This is a genomic window from Magnetococcales bacterium, from assembly GCA_015231925.1.
In the GTDB taxonomy this organism is placed as follows: Bacteria; Pseudomonadota; Magnetococcia; order Magnetococcales; family JADGAQ01; genus JADGAQ01.
Window position 1 is genome coordinate 13,384 of record JADGAQ010000037.1, and the last position, 14,153, is coordinate 27,536.

Consider the following 14,153-nt stretch of genomic DNA (forward strand, 5'->3'; position numbering starts at 1 on the left):
GGAAATACGGCATGGAAAAGGAAAGCCAAGGTCAGCTCGAATGTGTCACCTCCCGGCAGTTCATCTCCTGGCTGGAGGAGATGCAGCTCAGTTTGGCCTTCACCACCTATCAAAGCGGCAAACTTTTCCTGATCGGGGTGCAGGAGAACGGACGGCTCTCGGTTTTCGAACGCACCTTCACCCGCTGCATGGGGCTGGTGGGGGATGAACAGACCCTTTACATGTCCTCCCTGTACCAGTTGTGGCGCTTCGAGAATATTTTGGAAGCGGGCCAGACCCATGAAGGGTTCGACCGGCTCTATGTGCCGCGCCTGGCCTATACCACCGGGGATGTGGATGCCCACGATCTGGCATTGGATCATCGGGGCAACCTCGTTTTCGTCAATACGCTGTTCAGTTGTCTGGCCTCACCCAGTCTGCGCTACAGCTTCGTACCCCTGTGGAAACCGCCCTTCATCTCCCGGCTGGCTGCGGAAGACCGTTGCCATCTCAATGGCTTGGCCATGGACCAGGGGCGTCCCCGATATGTCACCGCCGTGGCTCGCACCGATGTCACCGACGGGTGGCGGCAGCATCGTCATCAAGGTGGGCTGGTGATGGACACCCTGGAAAACGAGGTGGTCGCCGCCGGATTTTCCATGCCCCACTCCCCCCGGTTGCATCAGGGGCGCTTGTGGCTGCTCGACTCCGGAACCGGTTGGTTCGGCTATGTGGACCGGCAGGCGGGTACCTTCGAGAGGGTGGCGTTCTGCCCAGGCTATTTGAGAGGCATGGATTTTGCGAAGCAATATGCCATCGTCGGGCTATCCAAACCCCGACATACCACCTTCTCCGGCCTGCCGCTGGATGGAGCCCTGCAGGAACGTCAGGTCAACGCCTGGTGCGGTTTGCAGGTCATCGACACCGTGAGCGGCGATGTGGTGCATTGGTTAAGGCTGGAAGGAATCGTGGAAGAGTTGTATGATGTCGCTGTTTTGCCCGGGGTGCGACGACCCATGGCGCTGGGACTGAAAAACGACCAGATACGGCGCATCATCAATATCGGGCCATTTGCCAATTGAATGAGTGTTTTTATATTCCTGGGGGGAGATTCTTTATCATGACGATCCGCCGCTGGATGGTAAGCGTTCTGGGACTTTCCGCGCTTCTCGGACATGGAGCGACCTCGGTTTCGGCCATGACGCTGGAGGAAGTGGCCAGCCTGGCGGTGAAGAAAAACCCTGAAATCCTCGCTGCCTCGGAAAACCGGGAATCCGTGGCCCATCAGGTGCGTCAGGCCTGGGCGGGCTATCTGCCCAACCTTAACGCCTCTCTGGGGCGTGGCAAGGAGTGGAGCGACAACTCCACCACCCGGGGCACCGGCGATCACGAACTCAAACAGACCCACACGGAAGCCAGCCTGACTCTCAATCAGATGCTCTTTGACGGCTTCAACGTAAAGAGCAACGTGGAAAAAGCCCAGGCTCAACTCTCCTCCGCCAGCTTCGGCCTGGAGCGCACCACCGAAACGGTATTGTTGAACGTGGTGGATACCTATCTGGAGGTTCTGAAGCGGGAAGAGCTGCTGGAACTGGTGAAAGACAATGTGCGTCTGCACCAGGAGATTCTGGGCAAGGTCAAGGCCAAGGCCGCCGGGGGCGCCGGAAACGACGCCGACGTGCAGCAGACCGAAACCCGTCTCGCCCTGGCTTCCGCCAACCACGCCTCCAGCCACGGTGCCTGGCGCAACGCCTTCACCCGTTTCGAACGCCTGGTCGGCCAGGCTCCGGACAAGCTGCAAAAGGCCAACGTTCCCTTTAAACTGTTGCCGGAAACACTGGAAAAAGCCGTCGATCAGGCCAAGCTGCACCATCCGCAGATTTTGGCCGCCCAGGCGGATATGGAGGCTGCCGAGTCCGATGTCGGAGCGGCCCGCTCCGGTCTCTTCCCGCAGTTGAGCCTGGAAGTCAGTGTCTCCAACAACGACAACATCGGGGGCGTGCCCAGCTACAACAAAAATGCCCTGGCGCTGCTGCGCCTCAACCAGAACCTCTATCGCGGCGGTGCCGACGAAGCGCGCATCCGCGCCAGCCAACGGCGCATCGATCAGTCGCGGGAGACTCTGGAGTTGGCCCGCGCCACCATCGTGGAAGGGGTCAAGGCGGCTTGGGACAACCTTCAGGTTTCCAAGGACCGCATTCAGTACCTGAACAAACATGCCGATATCAGCCGCAAGGTGGTCCAGGCCTATCACGATCAGTTCAAAATGGGCAAACGCACTCTGTTGGATGTGCTGAACTCCGAAAACGAGCTCTTCGCCGCCAAATCGGCCCTGGCCTCCGAAAAACTGACCCACGAGCAGAACGCCTACCGCCTGCTCTCCGCCATGGGTTCGCTGACCTCGACCATGGGTTTCGAAGAGAAGCCGATGGCCGCCAACGAAGAACCCTCCTGGGCGACCCGCATCTTCAAGTCGGACGAGAAGAGTGCAAGCACGCCCACCCCTCCCGCAGCCAAGCCGTAACCGCCACGGCTGCGCCGGGTGGAAACGCCTGATCCTGCTCTCGAACATGCCCTGAACCTCTTCCGGTCAAACCGGCTGGAAGAGGCTTGGCAGTTTCTGCAACAACTCCTTCGGGAATCTCCCGAGTCTGCTTCCGTCCGGCACCTGCTTGGATTGATTCATCTGCAACGCGGCGAAAACGCCGCCGCCTTGCCCCTGTTGCAGGGGGCGTTGCAACGCGAAGCCGATAATCCGCTCTTTCACGGCAATCTCGCTTTGACTCTGCATCGTCTGGGTCGGGTCAGCGAGGCCCTGCACCACTTCCGGCAGGCGCTCCGGCTCCATCCCCCTTTTGCCGATGCCCACAACAATCTGGGTCTGTTGTTGCGGGAAATGGGGCAGGAAGAGGAGGCCATGGCCTGTTTCGAAACGGCACTGACCCATCAGCCCGAACACGGGGCGGCCTGGAACAATCGGGGCCTGGGATACCTCGCTCGAAAGGATCCGGCCAGTGCGGAAGCCTGCTTTCAAAGGGCGCTGGAGGCGCGTCCCGGTGATCCGGAAGCCGCCACCAATCTGGGGTTGACCCTGCGTCAGCGGGGTTGCCTGGCGGAGGCACGTCACCTGCTTTCCCAGGTTCTGGCGGTTTTCCCCGATTTCCTCCCGGCCCGCATCAACCTGGCGTTGGTTTTTACCGCCACGGGGGAGATCCCACGGGCGGAAAGCCAGCTCCGCGCCATTCTGGCCCGTGAGCCGCAGCATCGGGAGGCCCGCTGGAATCTGTCCCACCTGCTGCTGTTGCAAAAAGCCTACGGACCCGGCTGGGTGCTTTATGAAAGCCGGCTGGAGTTCCCGGAGTTCCAAACCCTGGTGAAGCGCCATGCGCTGCCTCTCTGGCAGGGAGAGCGTGTGGGCAGCGAGGGGCTTTTGCTGTGGACGGAGCAGGGTTACGGCGATGCCATTCAGTTCGTGCGCTGGCTTCCGCAGTTGCTGCTGCGGGAGCCGGGGGCGCGTCTCGTCCTGGAAACCCCGGCGGCGTTGCACCGGCTCTTCGTCAGCCTCGACCAGCGGGTCACGGTGGTGATTCGTGGGGAGTCCCCACCGCCTTGTCGCTGGCAACTTCCCTTGATGAGTCTGCCCTTGCGGATGCAGCTGGAAGGGCCACCCCCGGCTCCCTATCTTCAGCCCCCTGCGATGGGTAACGATTGTTTGCTCCCGCGCCGGGATCCGGCAACACGCCGCGTGGGTTTGGTTTGGGCCGGTAGCGGCAGCCACGCTGATGATCGGGCCCGCTCCCTGCCGGTTTCCCTGCTGGAGGAGTTGCTGGCGGTGGGCGGTATCGACTGGGTTTCGCTACAGCTTCCGGAGCCGGAGGAGGCTCTGCCGGTTCTGCAGCGTCATCCCCGCCTGTTGCGCCTGGGGCCCCGACTGGCCGATTTTGCCGCCACCGCCGCCGTACTGGCCGGGCTGGATCTGTTGATCGCCGTGGATACCGCTACCGCCCATCTGGCCGGAGCCATGGGCCGACCGGTCTGGTTGCTGACTCCCTATGTTCCCGATTGGCGCTGGGGACTGATCGGGGAGCGCTCCGACTGGTATCCTTCCCTGCGGCTGTTTCGTCAGCCAGGCCCGGAGGCTTGGCCGGAGCTGATCCGCCAGGTGGTTGGAGAATTGTCTGCCTGGAAGTCAGACTGAGGTATGGCATACATTCTGCTTTGATTCTCCGCAGTACGAGAAGTCACCTATCTCCTCCGGGTTCGGTACGACCATGCTGGGCATGTTTTTCATGGCGATGGAAGCCTTTCTGGATGCCCAGGGCGACGCGGAAGCCTGGCCGTTGGCGTTGGGTATGGCCGGGCTGGAAGACCAGGAGTTCGACCCCGTGGCGGACTACCCCGACAACAGCGGGGAGCGGCTGCTCACCGCCGCCAGCCGGGTATTGGGAGCAACGCCCGAGGAGACCGGCGAGGCGCTGGGTTTCTTCCTGGGCAACGATTTGCTGGAGATGGGCCGCGCCGCCGGATTGATTCCCGACTCCTGGCGCAGCCTGGATATTCTGGAACACGCCGGAGAGCTGCTGTGGCGCACCTATCGCCAGCTTCCGGACAGCCCGACCGCTCCGATCATCCGCTCTCTGAGGTTGCGCCACGGGGAGACCGACTTCGTCTATCTTTCCCATCCGGTTTTGTGCCCTCTGATCAAAGGCATGATCAACGCCTTCGGTGAACGTTTCGGCGAACCGCTGCTGACGGTGGAGAGCGTTTGCCGTCGCAAGGGATCGCCGGTCTGTCGCTACGCCGTGACGCTGGATGATCCGGAGATGCTCAAGTACGTCAATGTCACCCGGGAGTTTGCCCTGGTCAAACAGCGTCGGGAGCGGTTGACCTTCTTCAACCAGTACCGGGGTCTTTCGGTCTCCCATCATGGGCAACTGCTGCAATACGACGCCGAACGGATCACGGTTCAGGTATCGCCGCAACAGGCCATGGCCATGAAAGCCGAAGGCCGTACCCATCTGTCGGTGCCGCATCTGCCCATCGGCCTCAGCGCCCGGGTGGCGCGTCTGCATTTGGGAAAACAGATCGCCGTCCTGGAGGAGCTGCGGCTGGCCGACGGCGGCTTTGGTCACCGCAACGCCGTGCGCATTGCCCCAAGTGCCGGGATTGTCGTGCGTTTGAGCCATGAGGTGGGGGAGTTCGAGGGGCGTTTGGGCAATATCTCCGTTACCGGAGCCTCCCTTCATCTGCCCCTGCCGTCACCCTTCGACGAAGCGGCCCTCTTCTCGCCCATCCATCTGAGCCTGGAGATTCCCCTTAAATGGGTGGAACTGGACGATACCCTGGAGTTGGGAGCCCAGGAGATCGAGATGGAGGCCAACCTGCTCTATCTGGAAGGGCAGAAGGATCGACAGCAGGTCCGCCTGCTCTTCGACCGGCCGGGCGAACGGGAACGCTGCATCATCGAACGGTTCATCGAGGAGCATCGCGAATCGCTGACCGCAGCGGAGAAGCCGTGATCAGGGCAGCACCGAAAGCCAGTTGAGATAGGGCTCCTTCGGAACGGGAATCGGTTCCACCGACACCACTTCCAGCTTGCGCAAATTATCGAGACCCGGTTTTCCGGCCACGGGAGCTGCTTCCATCGGTATGGTCCAGCCCTTCATGCGAACCCAGTCGTAGCTTGACTTGCCTTCCGGTTGCCATTTTTCCACCTTGAAGCTGATCAGGCTGGCGTCGGCGGCGCAGCAGGACATGACGTGACGATAGAGAACCCAGGTAGGCTGGACCGGGGTGGACGAATCGGCGTGGCGTTCCAGATCCTCTGCGGAAAGCCGGTGCAGGCGGCCTTCCACCTCAACGGGCACCACTCCCTTGAGGTTTTCGTTGACATAGAGATCCAGCAGGGTGATGGGCAGAAACTGACCCGGTTTCAGGGTCGAGGGATCGGGACGCGCCGCCGGAGCCTGGGGAACCTGCATGCGGGCGTAAGAGTTGTTCAGCACCGCGTTGTTGGCGTTGAGGGCCGTCTTGCCGGCCATGACGAAGAGAAACAGGGGCAGCCAGTGGACCAGAGTGATCAGCCCCTCCGGGATCCAGGTTTTGGCGGTGGAGGCGGTTGCGCGGGGCAGGGGAGGGACCAGGAAGAGCAGCGCCAGAAGCAGCGCCCCCGCCTCCAGAAAGTGGCTTTGCAGGCTGGCCAGGTAGTTCACGTGGGCTCCCTGGAACAACAGGACGCCGAAAAAGGCCAGCCATCCGGCCAGACGCAGCGGAATCCAACCCCGACGAGCCATGTTACATCAGTCCTTTCATCGTGGTCTGCATCAGCCAATCCACCCCATGACGCACGCCGACCAGGTAGAGAGCCAGCAGTCCCAGCAAAGTGACGACAAAACGCACCATGAAACGGGTGCGGAACAGGGAGCGATACATGAGCAGCAGTTTGATGTCGAGCATGGGCCCCAGCACCAGAAAGGCGGCGTGTGCCACGATGTCGAACTCGGTGAAACTGGCGGCGACGAAGGCATCGGCTTCGGAACAGAGGGACATGACGAAGGCGGCCAATGCCATGGCGGCGGGACCGAGCAGGCGATCCTCCCCCATGCTGAAGAGCCACTCCTGGGAGACGTAGGTCTTCATCAGGGAGGCGATGAAGACGCCGAAGAGAAAGTAGGGGATGACCTCCAGGAACTCCTCCTGAACATGGCGAGCCAACCGCAGAAGAGTCGATCCCGACGTGACCGGCGTGTGGGCCGGGCACCCCGAAGGGGCGTGTTCGTGGCCGCAGCCGCAGGAGGCGTGGTGAGCGGAAGAGGGGGCGGAGAGCTGCCACTTATCCGGAGTGAGGCGCCAAAGGGACCAGCCCGCCAGAATGGCGATGAGAAAACCACCCAGCCCCCGCACCACGGGATAGGTCCAGTCGAGATAGAAGGCCAGGTAGGTGCTGCCCAGCACGATGGGATTGAGGATGGGGGCGGCCAGCAGATAGGCCACCAGATGGGGCAGGGGCAGGCCTTTGGCCAACAGGCGGCGGGCCACGGGAATGACGCCGCATTCGCAGACCGGAAAGAGAGGCGCCATCAGCACGATGACGGGGACACCCGCCAAGCCCAGTTTGCGTCCCAGACGGGGCAAAACCTCGTTGGGCAGAAAGGCCTCGATCAGGGCGGCCAGAAAGGCCCCCAGAATCATGTAGGGCGTGGCTTCCAGGGTGATGGCGATGAAGTAGGTGACAAAGTTCTCCCGCCAGCGCAACGAGGCGTCGAGACTTTGGGTCAGCAGTCGTTCGCTCAGGGAAGGCTGCAACAGTTCGTTGATCTGGGGAACGAAAAACACACCGGAGAAGAGCAGCAGCAGCAGGCTGACCAGCCATTTGCCCTGGTCCTCGGTGGCGGCATGCGATACGGACATGGAGGCCTCCCTGCAGGATTGGATCGATCTTCCTGACCGATTTTTCCGGAATACCACCTATTTGCTGGTATGGGTATAGACCCCATCCCATGCCTCTCCCGGAGACTCTTCCCGGAAGTGGGTGATGCGGCTCAGATAGACTTCGTAGATCAACTTTTCCGGGTGGAGTCGTTGCAGCTCGCGCAGCGCCGATTCCGCCTCGTCCCAACGTTGTTCCAGATAGAGATCCAACGCGGCGTGATAGCTGTCCAACTCGGCAAGCAGCTCAGGGGAGACCTCCTGGGGCAGACCGACGGGCTCGTAGATGGCCACCGGCTCATCCTTGCCCTTGACCCGCACCCGGTCCAGGCGGCGGTAGATCATGCCGGAAACCCGCCGGAAGGTCTCCTCGCCCACGATGATCGACGCGCCATACTGCTTGCTCAGGCTTTCCAAACGGGAACCCAGGTTGACGGCGTCCCCAAGGACCGTGTAGGCCATGCGGAATTCCGAGCCCATGTTGCCGACGTTCATCAGTCCGGTGTTGAGCCCGACGCCGATCTTGAGGGGCGGCCAGCCCCGGCTTTGAAAGTCCGATTTCAGGGCATTCATCACCCGGATCATCTCCAGGGCGGCCAAAACCCCGTGACGGGCGTGGTCGGGGTCGGCGATGGGGGCGCCCCAGAAGGCCATGATGGCGTCGCCCATGTATTTGTCGATGGTGCCGCGATGTTGATGGATCACCCGGGTCATGGGGGTCAGGAAGGCGTTCATCAAGCGGGTCAGTTCATCCGGTTTCAGCCCCTCGGAGATGGTGGTGAAGCCTCGCACGTCGGAGAAGAGGACGGTCATCTCCCGGCTTTCTCCCCCGATGGAGATCTCCTGACCGGAGGCGCTCATCTCTTCCACCAGTTCCCCCGGCACGTATTGACCGAACATGCGGGAAATCTGCTTTTTGCCCTGGGCTTCGACAAAAAAGCCGTAGGCCGTATGCAGGGTGAACATGATGGAGACCATGAAAAGGTTGTTGGCCAGGGGCAGAACAAGGCCCTGGTCCCAGGCGAAGAGATTGCCGGCCAGCATCAGCAGGTAGAGGATGGTGGACAGCAGCATGGCATAGAAGAGGCTCAACCGGGGCAGAAAGAGGGCCAGAATCAGCCAGGAGAGGCTCAGAATGGCCAGATCGATCATCCAGCCGATGGGGCTGAACTCCTTGATGCGCCCGTCGAGAATGCCGCTGATGATGTTGGCGTGGATTTCGACCCCGGGATAGACGTTCTGCACCGGGGTGGAACGCAGGTCGTTGAGACCGGCGGCGCTGGTTCCCACCAGGACCATGGCGCCCCGCAAGGTCGCGGCATCGACCCGTTTATCCAGAATATCGCTGGCCGAAACGTAGGGGAAACTGCCCTGACGGCCACGGAAAGGCACCAGAATCGACATGTCGAGGGCCACGGGAATACGGTGTTTGCCGACTTCCAGCCAGGTGGCGCCCGGCCCGAAGGTCAGCGGAGGCTCACCCAGCAGGCTGCGCACCATGGAGAGGGGCAGGGAAGGGTAGAGGCCACCTTTGTAGAGGGTCAGCAGGGGCACGCGCCGAAAGACGCCGTCCTCGTCCACCAGGGGATTGTCAAAGAAGCCGCCACTCAGGGTGGCGGCCTGCAATTCGGCGAGGTTGCCGCCGTAACCCTGTGCCGTTACGAAGGGAATTTCGGGAAAGCCCAGCTCTTCCAGGGTCAAAATGGGAGCGGGGATGGCGCCCAGAAAGCGGGAGAGGGTGGAGGGCAGGGTCTTGTAGAAGAAGTATCCCAGACTGACCGGTCGATCTTCCAGGCTTTTGGCAAAGCGGACATCGTTTTGCAGTTGGGGGGTGAGATTTTTTACGGTTTCGACAAAGCGGGCGTCGTCGGCCAGTTCCCCCGTGGCCAGTTGATTGAGGGTGGTCAGGGCGGAGTTGTTTTCCGCTTCGGCGAAGACCACATCGAAGCCCAGCACGCTGATCTGGTAATGCTGGAATAAATTGTCCACCATGCGGGCCATGATATCGCGGTTCCAGGGCCAGCGTCCCACCTCCCGCAGACTCTTTTCGTCGATGTCCACGATGACCACCCGTGGATCCACCGCCTGGGAGGCGGTCAGGCGGACTCTGAAATCGTAGGCGATGTTCTCGATCTGCGGGAGGAGGGGAATGGCAATGACGCGGAAGGCGGCGGCCACCATGACGCTCAGGATGACGAGGCTCAGGAAGTGGCGAACCAGATTATGCCGGATCGAGTATAATTTCATGACCAACCTTTATCTAAAGGCGCCCCCGGCTGGCCCAACCGCCATCTGGCCGGGGAGCCGTCAGGCCGGCGGGGCAGGGGGCTGATAGCCGGGAATCTTGGAAACGTCCACCTCGTCGATCTGCTCGGGGGAGAGGTACTCCTCGGCGTATTCCATGTAGACCTGTTTGTCGATGAAGACCTGGAAGAGGTCGGGATCGATGTGGTTGTCTTTTTTCATGAAGCCCAGGATCTTGAGGGCCTGGGAGAGGGTCTTGCCGTCCTTGTAGGGACGGTCCCGTGCGGTCAGGGCTTCGAAGACATCGGCGATGGCCATGATGCGGGCCTGGATGGACATCTGTTCCCGGGTCAACCCCTTGGGATAACCGGTGCCGTTCATGGTCTCGTGATGACCGCCGGCGAACTCCGGTACCCGTTGCAGATGGCGCGGGAAGGGGATGGCGTCCAGCATTTTGATGGTAGCCACTACATGGTTGTTGATGATCTCCCGTTCTTCCTTGGTGATGGTGCCACGAGCGATATTGAGGTTGTAGATCTCGTTGTCCGACAGGAAGGGAACCTCCACGCCGTCGGGCCCGATCAGGGGATAGGCGCCGATGCTGCGCACCCGGTCCTGCAGCTCCTGGGACATGAACTCGCCGCCGATATTGGCTTTGCGAATGAACTCCCGATCGTCGTCGAGGCTTTTCAGAGTGGCTTCCAGCTCGGCTTCCATCGCGGCCAGCCCTTCGGTTTGTCCGGAGGTGACGGCGGCGACTTTTTTGCGCAAAAAGTCACACTGCTTTTGCCATTTCAGCACATCGAAACGGGTATCCACCAGATGAACCCGGTCGAAGATGGTTTGCAGCTTGGTGGCTTTGTCGACGACCTCCGTGGGAGTGGTAACCTTGCCGCAGTCGTGCAACCAGGCCGCGATCTTGAGTTCGTAAAGACCCTCATCGTCCATGGTGAAGTCCTGCAGACAGCCGAAGCCGGAGCCGGAACAGGCTTTGGCCAGCAACTCCGCCAGAACCGGCACCCGGTGGCAGTGACCACCGGTGTAGGGCGACTTGTCGTCGATGGCGCCTGCGATGGACTGAATGAAGGCTTCGAAGAGAAGTTTCAGATCCTGGATCAGCTTTTTGTTGGTCAGGGCAATGGCCGCCTGGGAGGCCAGGGATTCGGCCAGCCGCTGGTCTTCCCGTGAAAAGGGTTTGATCTGGCCGGAAGTCAGCTCCTTGGAGTTGATCAACTGCAAGACCCCGATGATCTCGCTGTCGTGATTTTTCAAGGGCACGGTCAGGAAGGATTTGGAGCGATAGCCCGTGCGCTGATCGAAGGAGCGGGTGCCGGAAAAATCGAACCCTTCCGCTTCGTAAGCGTCGGGAATATTGACGGTTTGATCCTTCAGTGCGGCATAGGCGGCCACCATCTGGAGGTTCGGGCGTCCTTCCTTGTAGAGCGGCAGCATGGGGAAGTTGATGGGGATGCCCGTGGTGCCGCCCATGGCGATTTTCAGGGAGTCGGTGCGAATGATCTCGAACTTGAGGTGACGCTTGTCATCGGAAACGCTGTACATCGTGCCGGCATCGGCGTTGGTCAGATCTTTCGCGCCCAGCAGGATGATCTCCAACAAGCGGTTGGTGTCCTTTTCGGCGGAGAGGGCGATACCGATCTCATTGAGCTTTTCGATGCGGCTCAGAAAAGCCTCGTGGCTCATGGCCTCCTCAGTGCCCGGGGAGGAGTCCTCCCGTGGGACTGTTTCTTCCTGAGTGGGTTGTTCCTTGGGCTCCATTTCCGTTTCACCTGCGTCGGGCGTTTCCTGGGGGTCCGGAACCGGTTCCACCGTCACACCCAGGTGACAGAGGTCCAGATCCACTTCCGATAAATTTCGCTTGGATGGCGCGGCCTTGCCGTTTTTTTTCGGCTTCGTCCTTAAAGTGAGTCGGGCCTGTTTGCTGCGCTTGGTGTGGCGTGCCCGCGACTTCTTGTCTTTCTTGTTTTTTTTCATTCGGGTGGCCGTTTCATCTCGTTCAATCCGGGAGCTTCGCAGTGGCTATCTTGGAGCCACAACCGCAGAAAATCAACCGTTTTGCGAAACGTCGGCCTGCGTTTCCTCTCGGATTGGCCTTTCGGGCTAGGTATCCGAGTTGCCGGACCGGGTTTTGGGCCCCTGAAATGCCCTATTTAACATAATATATCTTATGCGACATTCTGTCCGCGGGCGGTTATGTGTCTGACCGGATTGTCGCATAAGATATATTATGTTAAATAGGGCCGGCAGCGGCCATTTCCGACCGGCTATCCCAGGACTTGCCCGGCTTCCCGGAACCGGCCTAATATGGGCTCGTTGCCAATCTTTCCGTTCGAAGGAAATTCTCCCATGCGGCCCATTCTGGTTACCAGCGCCCTGCCTTATGCCAACGGTCCCATTCATCTGGGGCATCTGGTGGAATACATTCAAACGGACATCTGGGTGCGGTACCACAAGCTGCGTGGCCGCAGCTGTCTCTACATGTGCGCCGACGACACCCACGGCACCCCGGTGATGATCCGCGCCCAGCAGGAAGGCATCTCGCCCGATGTTCTGGTGGCCCGCATGCATGAAGAGCATCTGCGGGATTTCACCGCCTTCCATATCGACTTTGACAACTATTACTCCACCAATACTCCCGAGAATCGCGGCTTTGCCGAAGAAATCTATTTGAAACTCCGGGAATCGGGTCACATCCGGGTGGCGGAGGTCATGCAGGCTTTCTGCCCGAAAGATGGCATGTTCCTGCCGGACCGGTACATCCGGGGTGTTTGCCCCTCCTGCGGCAAGGAGGATCAATACGGTGACTCCTGCGAGGGCTGTTCGGCGACCTATGCCCCCACCGAGCTGAAGAATCCCCGTTGCGCCATCTGCGGCACCCCTCCCGTCGAGAAAGGTTCGGAACACTACTTCTTCCAATTGGGCCATTTCGAAGCGTTTCTCAAGGAGTGGACCCACTCCGGGGCGCTGCAGGAGGAGATGGCCAACAAGCTGGACGAATGGTTCGAGCAGGGTCTCAAGGATTGGGATGTCTCCCGCGACGGGCCCTATTTCGGATTCGAGATTCCCGACGCGCCGGGGAAATATTTCTACGTCTGGTTGGACGCCCCTATCGGCTACATGGCCTCTTCCCGCAACTACTGCGACAAAAACGGCCTCGATTTCGACCGTTACTGGCGCCGTGAGGAGGAGACGGAGGTCTACCACTTCATCGGCAAGGATATTCTCTATTTTCACACCCTCTTCTGGCCGGCCATGCTCAAGGGTGGTGGCTTCCGCACCCCGACGGCGGTTTTCGTGCATGGTTTTCTCACGGTCAACGGGGCCAAGATGTCCAAGTCCCGTGGCACCTTCATCAATGCCCGCTCCTATCTGGAGCATCTCGATCCGGAATATCTGCGCTACTATTACGCCGCCAAGCTGACGGCGCGGGTGGATGACATCGATTTGAATTTTGAGGACTTCCTCTCCCGTGTCAACAGTGACCTGGTGGGCAAACTGGTCAATGTGGCGGCGCGCACCGCCGGTTTTCTGGGCAAGGGTTTCGAAGGGATGCTGGCGGAGCCTTATCCCGAGGATGGTGGGCTCTATCAGGCCTTTCTGGCCAAGGGTGAGGAGATCGGCCAGCTCTATCAGGCCCGGGAGTACGCTCGGGCCATGCAGGCGGTGATGCGTCTGGCGGAGGAGGCCAATCGCTATGTGGAGCAAAACGCTCCCTGGGTTCTGGCCAAGGATCCTGGTGCCGGTCCGAGGTTGCAGCAGGTGTGCAGCGTGGCCATCAACCTCTTCCGGGTGCTGGTGACCTATTTGCAGCCGGTGTTGCCCGCTTTGGCGCAAAAGGTGGAGCGTTTCATGAATCTGCCGCCGTTGCGCTGGGAGGATCTGCAAAAGCCGCTGCAAAATCACCGTTTGGGAACCTTCTCCCATCTGATGGTGCGGGTTGATCCCGCCCGCATCGAGGCGTTGCTGGCCAGTGGTCGTGGTCAGGCCCCCTCCCCTCCTCCGCCGGTCGCCGTGGCGAGCAAACCGGAGGTCGCCCCCCTGGCTGCCACCATCGATATCGAGGCTTTCAGCGCGGTGGATCTGCGGGTGGCTCGCATCCTGACGGCGGAAAGCGTCGAAGGGGCGGACAAGCTGTTGCGTCTGCGGCTGGATCTGGGTGGCTTGGGAGAGCGGACCGTTCTGGCGGGTATTCGTGCGGCCTATGATCCGGCCACGTTGCCGGGGCGTCTCACGGTGATGGTGGCCAATCTGGCCCCCCGCACCATGCGATTCGGCACCTCCGAGGGCATGGTTCTGGCTGCCGGTCCCGGCGGCAAGGAGATCTATCTGCTGCAACCCGATTCGGGGGCGGTGCCGGGCATGCGACTGAAGTAATAATAGGTGTGCGCCTTTCGTAACTATTCAGGATCCCGCGTAGCGCGATATGACCAAGTCAACGGCGAAAGGAAAAGTCCCAGGGGTGCCCCCTGGACCCCATGGGGTCG

9 protein-coding genes are annotated in these 14,153 nt (G+C 60.7%); 5 read left to right on the forward strand and 4 right to left on the reverse strand.

Annotation, left to right across the window (positions count from 1 at the left end; genetic code table 11):
• Positions 1-11: 11 nt before the first annotated feature.
• From HQL56_06340 to HQL56_06355, 4 genes are all read left to right on the forward strand, one after another.
• Positions 12-1,061, forward strand: coding sequence for a TIGR03032 family protein (locus tag HQL56_06340; GenBank protein ID MBF0309127.1), 1,050 nt, complete (start codon positions 12-14; stop codon positions 1,059-1,061).
• A gap of 38 nt (positions 1,062-1,099) precedes the next feature.
• Positions 1,100-2,503, forward strand: a complete 1,404-nt coding sequence (locus HQL56_06345; GenBank protein MBF0309128.1) for a TolC family outer membrane protein — start codon at positions 1,100-1,102, stop codon at positions 2,501-2,503.
• A gap of 18 nt (positions 2,504-2,521) precedes the next feature.
• Complete coding sequence (locus HQL56_06350; protein MBF0309129.1) at positions 2,522-4,177, forward strand: tetratricopeptide repeat protein; 1,656 nt, start codon at positions 2,522-2,524, stop codon at positions 4,175-4,177.
• Between the two features lie 73 nt (positions 4,178-4,250).
• A complete protein-coding gene (locus HQL56_06355) occupies positions 4,251-5,498 on the forward strand; it encodes a heme NO-binding domain-containing protein (GenBank protein ID MBF0309130.1) in 1,248 nt (415 codons plus the stop codon).
• Here the strand turns inward: HQL56_06355 and HQL56_06360 are convergent, their stop codons facing one another.
• The 4 genes from HQL56_06360 to HQL56_06375 are packed head-to-tail and all read right to left on the reverse strand — an operon-like array spanning position 5,499 to position 11,352.
• Entirely contained in the window at positions 5,499-6,272 is a 774-nt protein-coding gene (locus HQL56_06360; GenBank protein ID MBF0309131.1) for a hypothetical protein, read from the reverse strand. It abuts the gene before it with no gap.
• A gap of 1 nt (position 6,273) precedes the next feature.
• Positions 6,274-7,389 carry a permease gene (locus HQL56_06365; protein MBF0309132.1) on the reverse strand — a complete coding sequence of 372 codons (1,116 nt, stop codon included), beginning with the start codon at positions 7,387-7,389 and terminating at the stop codon, positions 6,274-6,276.
• A gap of 57 nt (positions 7,390-7,446) precedes the next feature.
• Positions 7,447-9,654 carry an adenylate/guanylate cyclase domain-containing protein gene (locus HQL56_06370; protein MBF0309133.1) on the reverse strand — a complete coding sequence of 736 codons (2,208 nt, stop codon included), beginning with the start codon at positions 9,652-9,654 and terminating at the stop codon, positions 7,447-7,449.
• A 60-nt stretch (positions 9,655-9,714) separates the two neighbouring features.
• Positions 9,715-11,352, reverse strand: a complete 1,638-nt coding sequence (locus tag HQL56_06375; protein MBF0309134.1) for a GAF domain-containing protein — start codon at positions 11,350-11,352, stop codon at positions 9,715-9,717.
• A 663-nt stretch (positions 11,353-12,015) separates the two neighbouring features.
• On the opposite strand from HQL56_06375, the gene metG reads away from it, so the two are divergent.
• A complete protein-coding gene (gene metG / locus HQL56_06380) occupies positions 12,016-14,043 on the forward strand; it encodes a methionine--tRNA ligase (GenBank protein MBF0309135.1) in 2,028 nt (675 codons plus the stop codon).
• The last annotated feature ends 110 nt before the right edge of the window (positions 14,044-14,153 follow it).

What these genes read in the sequence shown, in the direction of transcription:
- HQL56_06340 (MBF0309127.1), top strand. Translation starts at nt 12, where the DNA reads ATGGAAAAGGAAAGCCAAGGTCAGCTCGAATGTGTCACCTCCCGGCAG.
- HQL56_06345 (MBF0309128.1), top strand. Translation starts at nt 1,100, where the DNA reads ATGACGATCCGCCGCTGGATGGTAAGCGTTCTGGGACTTTCCGCGCTT.
- HQL56_06355 (MBF0309130.1), top strand. Translation starts at nt 4,251, where the DNA reads ATGCTGGGCATGTTTTTCATGGCGATGGAAGCCTTTCTGGATGCCCAG.
- HQL56_06360 (MBF0309131.1), bottom strand. Translation starts at nt 6,272, where the DNA reads ATGGCTCGTCGGGGTTGGATTCCGCTGCGTCTGGCCGGATGGCTGGCC.
- HQL56_06365 (MBF0309132.1), bottom strand. Translation starts at nt 7,389, where the DNA reads ATGTCCGTATCGCATGCCGCCACCGAGGACCAGGGCAAATGGCTGGTC.
- HQL56_06370 (MBF0309133.1), bottom strand. Translation starts at nt 9,654, where the DNA reads ATGAAATTATACTCGATCCGGCATAATCTGGTTCGCCACTTCCTGAGC.
- HQL56_06375 (MBF0309134.1), bottom strand. Translation starts at nt 11,352, where the DNA reads ATGAGCCACGAGGCTTTTCTGAGCCGCATCGAAAAGCTCAATGAGATC.
- metG (MBF0309135.1), top strand. Translation starts at nt 12,016, where the DNA reads ATGCGGCCCATTCTGGTTACCAGCGCCCTGCCTTATGCCAACGGTCCC.